10 protein-coding genes and 1 tRNA gene are annotated in these 12,729 nt (G+C 59.0%); all 11 read right to left on the bottom strand.

From position 1 onward, the window contains the following. Positions 1-51: 51 nt before the first annotated feature. The 11 genes from B9A13_RS11920 to B9A13_RS11870 all read right to left on the bottom strand — a co-directional run bounded on the left by B9A13_RS11920 (position 52) and on the right by B9A13_RS11870 (position 12,444). Positions 52-128 (bottom strand) — tRNA-Arg (locus tag B9A13_RS11920). A gap of 246 nt (positions 129-374) precedes the next feature. Next, a complete protein-coding gene (locus B9A13_RS11915) occupies positions 375-1,157 on the bottom strand; it encodes an enoyl-CoA hydratase/isomerase family protein (RefSeq protein ID WP_084235391.1) in 783 nt (260 codons plus the stop codon). Positions 1,158-1,236: 79 nt separating this feature from the next. Next, positions 1,237-2,409, bottom strand: coding sequence for a CaiB/BaiF CoA transferase family protein (locus tag B9A13_RS11910; RefSeq protein ID WP_242942854.1), 1,173 nt, complete (start codon positions 2,407-2,409; stop codon positions 1,237-1,239). Between the two features lie 127 nt (positions 2,410-2,536). After that, positions 2,537-3,535, bottom strand: coding sequence for a beta-keto acid cleavage family enzyme (locus B9A13_RS11905; protein ID WP_084235389.1), 999 nt, complete (start codon positions 3,533-3,535; stop codon positions 2,537-2,539). An 18-nt stretch (positions 3,536-3,553) separates the two neighbouring features. Beyond that, the gene (locus B9A13_RS11900) at positions 3,554-4,564 is read right to left on the bottom strand and encodes a ketopantoate reductase family protein (RefSeq protein WP_084235388.1); all 1,011 of its coding nucleotides are present in this window, start codon (positions 4,562-4,564) and stop codon (positions 3,554-3,556) included. Between the two features lie 108 nt (positions 4,565-4,672). Further along, the gene (locus B9A13_RS11895) at positions 4,673-5,452 is read right to left on the bottom strand and encodes an acyl-CoA dehydratase activase (RefSeq protein WP_084235387.1); all 780 of its coding nucleotides are present in this window, start codon (positions 5,450-5,452) and stop codon (positions 4,673-4,675) included. Then, positions 5,443-6,234, bottom strand: coding sequence for an acyl-CoA dehydratase activase (locus B9A13_RS11890; RefSeq protein ID WP_084235386.1), 792 nt, complete (start codon positions 6,232-6,234; stop codon positions 5,443-5,445). Before B9A13_RS11890 ends, B9A13_RS11895 begins: the two co-directional genes overlap by 10 nt. A 6-nt stretch (positions 6,235-6,240) precedes the next feature. Then, entirely contained in the window at positions 6,241-7,392 is a 1,152-nt protein-coding gene (locus B9A13_RS11885) for a 2-hydroxyacyl-CoA dehydratase subunit D (RefSeq protein ID WP_143807001.1), read from the bottom strand. A gap of 18 nt (positions 7,393-7,410) precedes the next feature. Next, a complete protein-coding gene (locus B9A13_RS11880; RefSeq protein WP_084235384.1) occupies positions 7,411-8,739 on the bottom strand; it encodes a 2-hydroxyacyl-CoA dehydratase family protein in 1,329 nt (442 codons plus the stop codon). A 48-nt stretch (positions 8,740-8,787) separates the two neighbouring features. Further along, a complete protein-coding gene (locus tag B9A13_RS11875) occupies positions 8,788-9,972 on the bottom strand; it encodes a thiolase family protein (RefSeq protein ID WP_084235383.1) in 1,185 nt (394 codons plus the stop codon). 93 nt (positions 9,973-10,065) lie between these two features. Further along, positions 10,066-12,444 (bottom strand): 3-hydroxyacyl-CoA dehydrogenase/enoyl-CoA hydratase family protein, encoded by a 2,379-nt coding sequence (locus tag B9A13_RS11870; protein WP_159448131.1) that lies wholly within the window; start codon positions 12,442-12,444, stop codon positions 10,066-10,068. Positions 12,445-12,729 lie beyond the last annotated feature (285 nt).

Genomic DNA, 12,729 nt, shown 5'->3' with positions numbered 1-12,729 from the left:
TGTTACACATAAAAACAGCATAGCTTTCCCTTGATGGAAAGCTATGCTGTTTGGCATCCCCGGCGCGATTCGAACGCGCGACCTTCCGCTTAGGAGGCGGACGCTCTATCCTGCTGAGCTACGGAGACATATTAAGTTTTGGAACCATCTGAGAAACTGCGGCCGAGCGCTTTCCGCCGGACGTTGCGGGCTTGCAGAAATTAAATCGGCACGGGTTATTTTATCCCAAACCGTCTGTCTTGTCAACTGGACGGTTTGGGATAAATCGTGCTGTGGACCGCGCATTCAGAACCTTCGGCCGCGGCTGCGCAAAGCTGGAGCCGGGAAACGCAGCCCGGCAGGTGCGCTGCGTTTCCCGGCTGTCGGAAAATGCCTTAACGATCTTCAAATCTGGGCTTGCGGCGCTGCACAAAGGCCTGCATGCCTTCCGCGCGGTCATACGTGGAAAAGCAGGCGTTGAAGCACCGGACCTCGGACTCCAGACCTTCAACCAGATCTTCTTTAAATCCGGAATTGAGGGCATTTTTCGCAAGGGCCATAATGACCTTTGATTTTGCGGCTATTTTCAGGGCCAGGGCTTCTGCCTCGGCCATCAGGTCCTTCAAAGGAACGACCTGGTCCACGAGGCCGATCTCAAGGGCGCGCTGGGCGCCGATGACATCGCCGGTGTACACCAGCTGTTTGGCCCGGCTGATTCCCACCAGCCGGGGCAGTCTCTGGGTGCCTCCGCCGCCCGGGATGAGGCCCAGATTGATCTCCGGCTGCCCAAATTTCCCGCTGTCCGCAGCGATGCGGATATCACAGGCCATGGCAAGCTCGCAGCCGCCGCCCAGGGCCATGCCGTTCACGGCGGCGATCACCGGCTGGGAGAAGCTCTCGATTTTATCCAGGACCCGCTTTACCGTCCAGGTGCGCTCTAAAAATTCTTCCGGCGTACAACCCATCATCATATTGATATCCGTACCGGCGGCAAAGGCCTTTTCTCCCTCGCCCCGCAGGATGATCACCCGGACGCCGGGATCTTCTCCGAGGCGGTCGAAAGTGCCCTCCAGCTGGCCGTACACCTCCATGTTCAGCGCGTTGAACACTTCCGGGCGGTTCACAGACACAACGCATATGCCGTTTTCCCGGATTTCGTATTTTACGAATTGCTCCATATTTGTTTCATCCTTTCCCGGCGGAACGCTACGACCCGGCATACCGGAAGGGTGCGGCACACCGGACTCCGTCCGCTTCTCAGTCAAAAAGGCCGGTATCTGTAAAATTCAGGATTTCATCTTCGGAATAGCCCAGTTCCGCCATGACGGCCCGCGTGTCGATGCCGGCCGAGGGCTTGCCGCCGGTGAACCGGTATTCCGGCTTCGTTTTGGAGAACTTGATGGGATTGGCCAGCTGTTTCACCATCCGGCCATCGGCAGCAGGAACCCGGACAATCATCTCCCTGGCGTTTGCAAGTTTATCCCGCTCCAGCTCCTCCAGATTCAGCACCGGCTCCACGCAGGCGTCGGTACTGTCGAAGATCTGCATCCATTCATCCCTGGATTTGCTTTTGAGGATTTCCCGGATCTCTTCTTTCACTTTGGAAAGCTCCGGAGGCGTGACCCCTCCGGAAATGAGATCCGGCCGGCCCACGGCGATGAAAAAGTTCCTGGAAAACTGCGGTTCCAAACCGCCGAAGCTCAGATATTCACCGTCCCCGGTTTCGTAATAGTCGTAGAGCGAGCCGCCGTTGACGAAATTATCCTCGGGTCGGGGCACTTTTCCGTCGGTGAGGAAGGACGCTCCCAAAAAGGTGTTAAAGGCCATCATCCCATCCGTCATGGAAACGTCGATATACTGCCCCTGACCGCTTTCCCTGCGGTAGATGACCGAGGCGAGAATGCCGATGACGGCGTTGCAGGAACCCGCCGCCACATCCGCCACCTGCATCGCCAGAAGGGGAGGCACTTCTCCCCGTTTTCCGGAGTAGGACGCGATGCCCGAGCGGGCGATATAGTTGATGTCGTGGCCGGCCCGGTCGGTCATGGGTCCGCTCTGACCGTAGCCGGTCAACGAACAGTAGATCAGGTCCGGCTTAATTTTGCGCAGCTGTTCATATCCCAGATTGAGCTTTGCCATTACGCCCGGCCGGAACTGTTCGATCACGATGTCATACCCCTGCAGGGTGATAAGCCTGTGTATGACTTCGGCGGAGCGGGGATCCTTCAGATTCAGGGTCATGCAGCGCTTGTTCCGCCCCAGATAGGCAACCGACGCGGATACGTCGGTTCCGGGCAAAAAAGGCTTCGAATGCTCGCCGATATCCGGACGGCTGGCCGAGGCGACCTTCAAAACGTCCGCTCCCAGATCCGAAAAAAACATGGTCGCGTAGGGCCCCGGCAACAGGGTGGTAAAATCCAGTATTTTCAATCCGCTGAGTGCTCCTGGCATAGTTTCCTCATCTCATTTTCTCTTGGTTTTTAGGTTGCGAAACTTTAGCTGCTTATGCGGCCGCCTGATGCCGCAGACGCTGCGGCCTGCGGCATCAGGCGGTTGATCATGAATACTGTCTGGGAGCTCCGAGACCCATGATTTCCCTGGCCTGAGCCGGCGTGGCGACGGGTCTGCCCAGTTCCCGGGCGATCCTGACGGCACGCTCCACCAATTGAGCATTGCTGGTGGCGAGCTGACCGGGGCCGTAGACCACGTTGTCCTCCAGGCCGACCCGGATGTGGTGCCCCAGGAGCATGGCCTGGGTAATGACGGCCGTCTGGCACGCGCCGATTCCGATGATGCTCAGGAGAGACTCGGGAGGCAGCATGTTGGCGGCGGCGATCATGAATTCCGGGGAGGGATAGATCCCGGTTCCCCCAAAGATCATCTGAATCCAGTAGGGCCCCTTCAGAACCCCCGCCTTGGCCATATTGTAGATATACCGCACGTCGCCCATTTCAAAGAGCTCCAGCTCGGGCTTTACCCCGAATTTCTCCATCTCCTGAACGGTCCGGACGGCGTCGTCCTGGGTCATGATGTAGTCGAAGGGGAGTTCGGCGGCGGGGCGGGGATTGCTGAGAGGCGCCTTTCTCTCGCCGACGGTCACCTTCTGGCAGGTGGCCACGATGTCCACGCTGGCGACTTCCGGCCGGGCTCCGATGGAGACCCACAGCTGTTCGGAAATGGTGCGGGCCTGCTCGCTGACCATTCTGCCGCCCAGGCAGGTGTTGTTGACGATGATATCGGGGCATTTGGCCCGTACCATGGTGTTGACCTTCATGAAATCTTCGGTGTTCTGGCTCATCAAAGACCAGTTTTTGGGGTCTCTGGCGTGGATGTGCACCAGGCTCGCGCCGGCATTGTAAGCGTCATACGCCTGAGCGGCCTGCTCTTCGGGCTTCTCCGGCAGATTGGGGTTGGCTTCCTTTCCGTGGATGCCTCCGGTGATGGCGCAGGAGATGATCACCGGCGTCATTTTGGTCAGACCGGACCGGGCAAGCCGGCCTGCATACTCCATTGTCTCCCTGTAGTCGCCCAGTACTTCTTTTTTCAGATCCGCCATACTGATACTTCCTTTCCTTTAAAACAATTTCAGATTTTCAAATCCGGGTTTCAACTCCCGTGTTTCCATCCGCTTTACGATTTCGATCACCTTGTCACACCGGGGGGTGGGGACGCCCTTTTTCCGCCCCAGCTGGGACACGACGCCGTCTATGGCGTCGATTTCCGTCTTTTTCGCTCCCCTGTTGATGTCCTGGAGCATGCTGGCGGTGCCGGTGGAGTAAGCCTTAAAGAAGTCCGACCTCCAGATGGCAATGACCCTTTTCTTGTCTTCCTCGTCCGTGAAGTACAAGTCCCTGTCAAAGTCCATCCCGTTCATGGGGATCATCGTGGCCCCGTTTGCCCGGGCGACTTCAATGCATTCCTTGCCCAGCTCCACGGCGATGTTCAGGGCCGTGTCGTTTTCATAGATCTCGCCGAAGGTGCAGCCCAGCACGGTGGACATTCCGCTGCCCGCTGCGTTGAGATACAGTTTGGACCATCTGCCGCCCAGCAGGTTGGTGGTGATATGGACGGGGCACATCAGTTCTATGATTTCCCGGACTTCGGTCACGGCCGGCGTGACTTCACCGGTTAAGGAGCCCAGCTCCATAAACATCTTGGAATAGACCGTGGTGGATTTGGAGATGCCTGGTGCGATGTATTCCGCGCCGTAGCCCACCGGCGCGCCCAGGATTTTTTCCCTTCCGAAGTAATCCGCCATGATCTCTTCCGGCAGCCCGTTGGGGCAGGCCACGATGATGGTATCCTTTCCCACATGGGGCAGCAGCTGCGGAAAAGCCGAGTCGTTGTAGGTCTGCTTGACCATATAGATGACGATGTCGTAGGTGCCTTCCATCTGATCGGGAGTCAGGGCCTTTACCGGTACGTTCATCTGGACGTTGCCCACGATGGTGGCACCGTTTTGATTGAGCGCGGCCACGTGTTCCCGGTTTGCGTCGACGAGATCCACCTGCCTGCCGGCTTTTGAGATATACGCGCCCATGATTGTGCCCAGAGAGCCCACTCCCATGATTGCCAGTCGCTTCATATGGATGTTCCTTTCTTTCGGATTTGAGTCCCATTTCCGCCGTTTGTTCCATGGAGCTGTTTTTACTGCAGTATATACGAAATGGACCGTCGGTTTCAGACCCGGCAATCAGCGCCTTGCCCGATCCCGGGCAAAGAGGGCCGCTCCGATGGCGCCCACGATCTGCGGTTCCGGGGCGATCCTGGCCTTCATCCCCAGGCGCTCCTCCACGCGCCTCACCACCCCCGAGTTTTTCGCAACGCCGCCGCTGATGCAAAGCTCCTCCTCGACGCCGACGGCGTCCATCAGGGCGAGGACCCTGTCGACCACTGCGTCTATGGCTCCGGCCAATATGTTGTTGATGGGATACCCCGCCCGGAGAAAACCGACGATGGAGGTCTGCGCAAACACGGCGCAGGTACTGCTGATGAGGCAGGGCTCCCCGGTATACGACAGGGACAGATCCCCGATTTCATCCAGCTTCAGCCCCAGGGTGGAAGCCACCCGCTCCAGATGCCTCCCGGTTCCCGCCGCGCATTTGTCGTTCATGACGAAATTCGTAAGCCTGCCGTTTTCGTCGCTGCGGATGGCCTTGCAGTCCTGGCCCCCCATGTCCAGGATGGTGCGCACCCCGGGGAAGTGGTAGTGGTTCCCCCTGGCGTGACAGGAGATCTCCGTCACCGTGGACTGGGCGAAGGGGACGTTGACCCGGCCGTACCCGGTGGCCACAATGTACCGGATATCCTCCCGACGGAGGTGCTGCGGCGCCAGGACCTGACGGAGCACCTGCTCGGCGGATTCCACCGGGTCCGGTCCGGTGTAGATTACCTTCCCGCCAAGAAGCTCTTCCCCGTCCATGAGGACGGCCTTGGCGCTTAAGGACCCGATGTCTATTCCCGCTACAAGCATCCGCCTTCCCCCCTGTCTCCGGCAGCCAGCAGGGCCGCTCCCAGCGCGCCCGTCACCAAAGGCTCCTTGGGTACGAAAACCCTACACCCCAGTTCTTCCTCCAGCGCCTTGACCATCCCCTGGTTATAAGCGACGCCGCCGACCATGGCCACTTCTTCTTCCCAGTCCAGCTTGATGGCCATGGTATAGATCCTTCGCGCCAGGCTGCGGAAGACGGCTTTTGCAATATCCTCCGGGCGCCGTTTCGCGTGAATGAGCGAAATGATCTCCGATTCGGCAAAGACCGCGCATTTATTGTTGATCTCGATATAGTTCCGACTCCCGAGGGACATTTGCCCCAGCTCTTTCGGACCGACGCCCAGGGGAGCCGCCGCGATCTCCAGAAACTTTCCGCTGCCCGAGGCGCACCGGTCGTTCCGGAGGCTTTTCTGCAGCTGCCCGCCGCGGCATCTGATTGCCAGGCATTTGTCCGCTCCCAGGTCGATCACCGTGACAGCGGAGGGGGCCGCAGCCCCCGCGCCCCGGGCGCAGCAGACGGCCTCGCCCAGATAGGACCGGGCGAACTCCACCGCCTCCCTGCCGCTGCCGGTTGCCGCGATATTCCATACCGCCTCCGGCGCCACTTCCGCCTTGGCCGCCGCCGCCTGAAACGCCTGCCGGGCGGTCTGAGAAACTGGAGCCTGATTTAAAGGCAAGGCACAGGAGTAAGCCTTTGCCCTGTCCGGGTCCCAAACCACGGCTTTGACCGTTTCCATACCGACGTCTATTCCGGCAGTGATCATGCCCCGTTATCCTCCCTTGATCATTTCCAGAAATGCCTCCACGCGGGTGGACAGCATCCCGGTCTGAGCCAGGTGGTATTCCCGATCCAGGCTTACATAGGGAATGTTCGCCGCCGCAAGTTCCTTTTTCATGATCAGGAACCGGTAGGCCAAAGGCAGAGAATACAGCTGGCGGAGCTCGACGATCCCCCGGACGTTGTATTCTTTCACCCAATCCCTGATCTGTCCGATCTGCTCGGTCCAGTTTTCCATCCGAGAAGTGCCGGGCCGGTCCATGTAACGCTTGCCCAGTGCTTCCCACGGGTTTTGAGAACCCACCTCCACCTGTCCCCAGAAGTACTTCGATCCGGTGTCGAATTCGTCCATCACCACAGCCGCTCCGCAGTCCTCCACCAGCTGAACGTAAGCCGGATTGTCCAGATATTCGCTGCACACGAGCACTCTGCAGCTGCTGTCCCTGAAGGTGCCCCGGCGCTCCCGGAGGTAGGGCAGGAGGGCTTCCAGCTCATTACTGAATTCTTCCCGGGGCATGATCCTGGCCGCGGTGACAAGGCCCAGGGCCTCCGCGCCCGTGAGGGCGGGAACCGGCCGTTTCCGAAGCTCATAGACCTGGCGGAGAAGGCCGCGCATGCGGTTATAAATCGCGATCTGCTCAGAAAGAGCGTCGTCGCTGATGGTCTTGCCGGTCCAGTCTTCCAGCACCTGCTTCAATTCCAGGATGGACTTGTTCCACATGCCCAGTGTCAGTTCGGAATAGGAATGGGGCAGATACATGATGTAAGTCATGGGAGGTTTTTTGAGATAATGCAGCACATCCCACAGCCGTTTAAAGTCGTCGTCCACCGGAATGCACACGAAGCCGTCCAGCTGATCCAGAGTTCCGCTCAGCACCGACTCCAGCACATGAGAGCAATAGCGGCAGCTCATTTCCGGGCGGTACAGGGCCGCGTGAGGATCGCTGTCGTCCCAGCTGCCGGTGATGCGCCAGGGCAGAATCCCCGCCGCGGAGATGACCTCCTCGGGCACGTAAATATCCATGAGCCCGATCACCTTTTTCCCCTGGGCCTTCCACTCTTTGAGCCATTTCATGCGATTTTCGGGCTGGTTGCTCCGGATCAGAGTCTGCAGCCTGGTTTCCATTTCCTGATTCAATCCCACGGTTTGATCCCTCCCTTTCTACGAATTTTTCTGTTTGGAACGGTCGTTTTTCCGGGCCTCGGCGACCGCGATAAAATCCTCCAGCTTGGAGAAGAAATCCTTGGAATCGAAAATGCTGCTTTCCAGCATCCGGCCTTCCACCAGCAGGGTGGGGATCCCCAGCTCCTTCTCCGCGGTGTCCGCCACCACTTTGCCCATGTTGTTGCTGGTGGGGCAGCCCCACTGCATGAAGTAAATGATACCGTCCAGGTGGAGGTCCTTGCAGGAATTGATATGGGTGTCCACCCAGGGCTGGCCCAGGCGTCCCCATGTGAAGTCCAGCTGCCGCGCCTCTTCCTCAATGGGAGTGAGCTTTCTGCCTTTCCAGGGGTCTCCCCAGATGGCCTCGCGCTTGGAAAACCACCCGTTGTAGATGGTCATTTCGGCCGCCGGAATGGCGACTCCCCGCTGTTCCAGCCAGCTGAAGGGATCGGCGTAGAAGGGACCGGCAACCGACCAGAGCAGGCGCAGTTTTTCTTCCGGCTGCGCGGCGCTGACGCCCTTGGCCACCTTGTCTCCCACTTCCTCCACGTACAGGCGCATGTATTCCACTGCTTTTTTCGGATCGGGATACATGTCCGCCAGGCGCACTTCCCGGAAGCTCTCCCGTCCGCTCAGGGGGCAGGGGATGGCGGCCTTCAGCTCCCAGAGCTGCTGGAAATACTGCAGATACTGGCGGTTATACTCCTGAAGCTCGATCATGTAGTCCTCGTCGTATTTGCATCCGGGGACTTTGGCCTCAATGTCCTCGATCATCTGATACAGCTGATCGGTCACAAATTTCAAAGATGCGTCGTCCAGCTCGCCCTTGTAGTTTTTAAAGGGGCGGTCGACATGGAAATGGGGCACGTCCATGGTTTCCGCCATAATCAGGTGGGCCAGGTACACGGGGATACACTCAAAATTGGAGGTCTCCAGATAACTGGGCCTGGGGAAGTCGCCCTCGCTCATCATGGGGATCAGCACCGAGCACCGGTCGCAGGTGTGCTCCGGCATGCCGCCTTTCCGGATGATGTTGAAATACCGGGTGGCTTCGCTGCCGTGGGTCCTGTCCGCCGCCATGATGGCGTCCCAGGGCACCATTCCCATGGCTCTGGTCAGAGGGCCAAGTCCCAAAAGGCCCAGGGGTTTTCCGGAAAGATAGGCTTCCCGCTGTTCGATCCTAAAGTCGCGTTCCAGTTCGTAGAGCAGGACGTTGGATTTGGGCTTGGTGGGATCGGGATCGCCCTTGATCCGCGCGATTCTCCGCTCGCAGGTGGCGATTTCCTTTTCCAGGTACTTCAGACCCGCTATGCCTTGTGCATTCATGTTACTCCTCCATTTTCCGATTGTTTGTCTCAAATCAATCCGGGAATTTCAGCAAAGCTCAAAGATTCCGGCCGCTCCCTGGCCGCCGCCGACGCACATGCTTACAATGCCGTATCTCACCTTTCTCCTTTCCATCTCGTGCATTAAAGTGACGCTCAGTTTACAGCCGGTGGCGCCCATGGGATGGCCCAGGGCGATGGCGCCGCCGTTGACGTTTACGATCTCCGGGTCGAGCCCCAGTTCACGGATGCAATAGAGCGACTGGCTGGCAAAAGCCTCATTGAGTTCGATCAGGCCGATGTCCCGAAGGGTCAGCCCCGCCTTTTTCAGAGCCTTGGGGATGGCGAAAACCGGTCCGATGCCCATCTCGTCCACCGCGCAGCCGTGCACCGCGAAGGTCACAAATCTCAGGCGGGGCTTCAGGCCCAGTTCCCGCGCCCTGTCCGCCGACATCACGATCACCGCCGCAGCGCCGTCGGTCATCTGGGAAGACTGGCCGGCGGTGACGGTCCCGCCGGGCACAAAGGCGGGCTTTAATTTTCCCAGGGATTCCAGGGTCGCGTCATAGCGGATGCCTTCCTCATAATCGTACAGAAACTCTTTCGTCACCGGGTTTCCCCCTCCGTCGAGAGTGGTCATCTTCACCGGAACTGGAACGATCTCTTCCTTGAATCTTCCCGACTTCATAGCCTGGGCGGCCTTTCGGTGACTGTTTACCGCAAATTCATCCTGTTCCTGCCTGGCGACGCCATATCGCCGGGCCACATTTTCCGCCGTCTGTCCCATGCTGGTGTACACCGTGCGCAGCTTCGGGTCGGCAAGGATATCGCTGTTGGGGCGGATGACGCCGCCCATGCTGATAAGGCTCATGTGCTCCACGCCGCCGGCCAGCACCACGTCGCAGCGGCCGCTCATAACGGCCTCGGCGCCGAAGGCGATGGCCTGCAGTCCCGAGGAGCAGAAACGGTTTACCGTGACCGCCGGGACGCTGTCCGGAATCCCGGCGTACAGGGCCGTTATCCGGGCAGTGTTCATGCCGCAGACCTGCTCGGGCGTCGCGCAGCCCCAGATCACGTCTTCGATCATATCCGGCTGAAAACCGTCTCCCAGCCGGCGGATCGCCTCTTCTATACAGACCTTTCCCAGAAACTCGGGCCGGACGTCCCTGAGCGTCCCCCTGGGAGCTTTGCCGCCCGCCGTGCGAACTCCGGCTACAATGACAGCTTCTCGCAAATTGATTCCCTCCTAATCAAACATTCCGGAATTTTTCCGGTGCGTTTCCCGTAATTTTCCGCTGGCCGGAAAGAGGCTTTCAAAATCGGCGTTTCAGTTGCGCAGCGGTTTTCCCGTTTTTTTAAGCTGCGCGACCCTTTCCTGGGTTTTCGGCTCCCTGCACAGGCGGAGAAACGCTTCCCGCTCCAAAGAATCCAGATATTCCTCCGTAATGGGGGACTCCCGGACGACCTGCCCTCCGGCCATTACGTCCACGATTTTCCAGGCGACTTTATAGTCGTGCTCGCTGGCGATTCCCGCTTCCATCATCTGCATGACGCCGGCCTTCAGAAGGGCCAGGGCCGTCTGCCCGGGAGCGGGGACGGTGCTCTTTCCCGCGGCGCTCCCTTCCCGGCACAGACGAAGGACCCGGTTTTTCGCGTCGCTGAGAAGTAGGTCGGGGTTGAGAGTGATGCCGTCGCTTTCCCGGAGATATCCCAGCCTTTTTGCTTCCTTGGCGCTGCCGGAGACCGCGCCGGAAATCATGTTCTGAAAATACGGCCCGATCATGTCGATGGGCGAGGCGGTAGTCCCTTCCAGCCTTGCCGCGCTTTTCAGCACGATCTCCCTGAGTCCCCCGAAGGACGGGACCAGGCCGGCCGCTATGGGAGCGATGCCCATGTAGGTTTCCGCAAGGGCCTGGACGGCCGTGCTCTGCATGGCCATTTCGCAGGCCCCGTCTTTGGTTTGGCCGCTGACGGCCATTACCACCGGCTTAGCAGAGTATTTGCTGTTCCGGAAAACCGCCTGGGCCTGCGCCAGGAAGCGGTCGATGCCTTCCCAGTCCTCCTGCTGAATTTTTGCGCCGAGGGCGTCCAGGTCCAGACCGGAGCCAAAATTCGCTCCCGAGGAGCAGATTACCATGCCGTTCCACCGGGCCGCCAGTTCCGCCTGAGCAGCTTTTATGAATTCCAAAAGCTCCGGAGTCAGGACGGCTCCCCGCTTCATCTCCAGACACAGCACTCCGTCACCGATGTCCCAGAGGGTCCCCGCCCTTCCCGACATGACGGCCCCGCTCTCCGTCAGATTCCGGAGAGAGAGAATTCCCTCCGGGACCGGGACCGGCAGATAGCCTTTGTCCGGGATGGAGTAATAATAGTCCCTGCCGCCTTCGCTCTTATAGAAGGACCGGATTCCCGCCGCCAGCATTTCCTTCACCCAGAGGGGAACCGCGCCGCCTTCCCGCTCCATCCGGTTTATGTACTTTTCCAGGTCCAGCCCGTCCCAGAGCCCGAAGGGACCTTTGGAATGGTTGTAGCCCCAGCACAGGCCCCGGTCCAGATTCAGGATATTGTCGGAGACCTCGGGGATTTTGGCGGCGGCGTAAAGAAAGAGACGGCTGATATATTTCCAGACAAATTCGGCCGCCTTATCGTCCCCCTCAAAGAAAGCGGTGAGCTTTTCCGGCAGAGTGCGGGCTTTTTTTGCGGCGTCCAGGCTGTCGAACCGGACCTCTTTCAGGGGCCGGTACTCGAAGGTGTCCAGGTCCAGGGCAAGCTTTTCCTTTCCCACCCGTTTGTAAAAGCCCGCGCCCGTCTTGTTTCCCAAAAGCCCCCGCTTCATCATTTCATAACAGAAGCCGGGCATGGCAAAAAGCTTTTTTTCCTCGGGATCCTGAATCCCCCGATGGATTCCCGCCACGGAGGCCACGCCGATATCCAGCCCGGCCAGATCATACAGCGCGAAGACACCCGTTGCCGGGCGCCCGATGGCCGAGCCGCAGACGGCGTCCACCTCTTCCATGGAAAGACCCAGTTCGGCGGCCAGCTTGAGCCCGTCGTGATTGGTGTAGTTGCCCAGGCGGTTGGCGACGAAGGCGGGTGTGTCCTTTGCCCACACGATCCCCTTTCCCAGCACGGTTTCCCCAAAGCGAGCCATCGCCCCGGCCACTTCCGGCAGGGTGTCCCGCCCGGGTATGATCTCCAGCAGCCTCATATACCGCACGGGATTGAAAAAATGCGTGCCCAGCCAGTACCGCCTGAATTCCGGAGACATGTCCTCCGCGATTTCGTTGATGCTCATGCTGGAGGTGTTGCTGCTTACGATGGTACCCGGTTTTACGAAGGGGACGATTTTTTTCAGAACGGATTTTTTCACAGCAAGATTTTCCGTCACCACTTCGACGATCCAGTCGCATTCGCCCAGCCAGTCCAGATTGTCCTCCATATTGCCCACTGTGATGAGAGAAGCGTCTTTCTTATCCATCAGACCGGAAGACTTGCCCTTGAGCAGCATTGCCTTGTTGTTTTCGGCAATCCGGTTTCTGAAGGCGGGGCTGCTTTCGTCCAGACCCCGGTCTTTTTCGGCCGGAAGCAGTTCCCGGGGGACCACATCCAGCAGACAGCTTGCGATTCCGGCGTTTGCCAGATGGGCGGCGATTCCCGTTCCCATGGTTCCCGAGCCCAGTACCGCGACCTTTCTGATTTTGTTCACTATTCGTAAACCTCCATTCATTGCTCCTAGTCCAAGGCCTGCTTTTTACACTGAGCAAAAATCATGCCAAGGGAAGAACCCGCCTGCGGAGCGCTTCCGGCACGCCGTTTGCTTTATTTTTTATGAAGGCTTGTAAAAAGGGAACGCTTTCCTCCGCGGCCGGCGAAGCCGCGGCGGGAGACTCCGCCTGCGGCAGATTGCCGAACCGGCGCGGCTCCGCGGGAATAAACCGGCGGCAGTTTTTGATACCACCGATTTTGTTTGGGTGTACATTTTGTACCGGAG

It is taken from the genome of Papillibacter cinnamivorans DSM 12816 (assembly GCF_900176335.1).
GTDB lineage: Bacteria > Bacillota > Clostridia > Oscillospirales > Oscillospiraceae > Papillibacter > Papillibacter cinnamivorans.
Note: the sequence above shows the minus strand (reverse complement) of the source record. Positions and strands in the feature narration are given on the sequence as shown.

Bases quoted from the DNA above. Each gene is read 5' to 3' on its own strand.
- B9A13_RS11915 (WP_084235391.1), bottom strand. From the start codon at position 1,157: ATGGAGCAATTCGTAAAATACGAAATCCGGGAAAACGGCATATGCGTT.
- B9A13_RS11905 (WP_084235389.1), bottom strand. From the start codon at position 3,535: ATGGCGGATCTGAAAAAAGAAGTACTGGGCGACTACAGGGAGACAATG.
- B9A13_RS11900 (WP_084235388.1), bottom strand. From the start codon at position 4,564: ATGAAGCGACTGGCAATCATGGGAGTGGGCTCTCTGGGCACAATCATG.
- B9A13_RS11895 (WP_084235387.1), bottom strand. From the start codon at position 5,452: ATGCTTGTAGCGGGAATAGACATCGGGTCCTTAAGCGCCAAGGCCGTC.
- B9A13_RS11890 (WP_084235386.1), bottom strand. From the start codon at position 6,234: ATGATCACTGCCGGAATAGACGTCGGTATGGAAACGGTCAAAGCCGTG.
- B9A13_RS11880 (WP_084235384.1), bottom strand. From the start codon at position 8,739: ATGAATGCACAAGGCATAGCGGGTCTGAAGTACCTGGAAAAGGAAATC.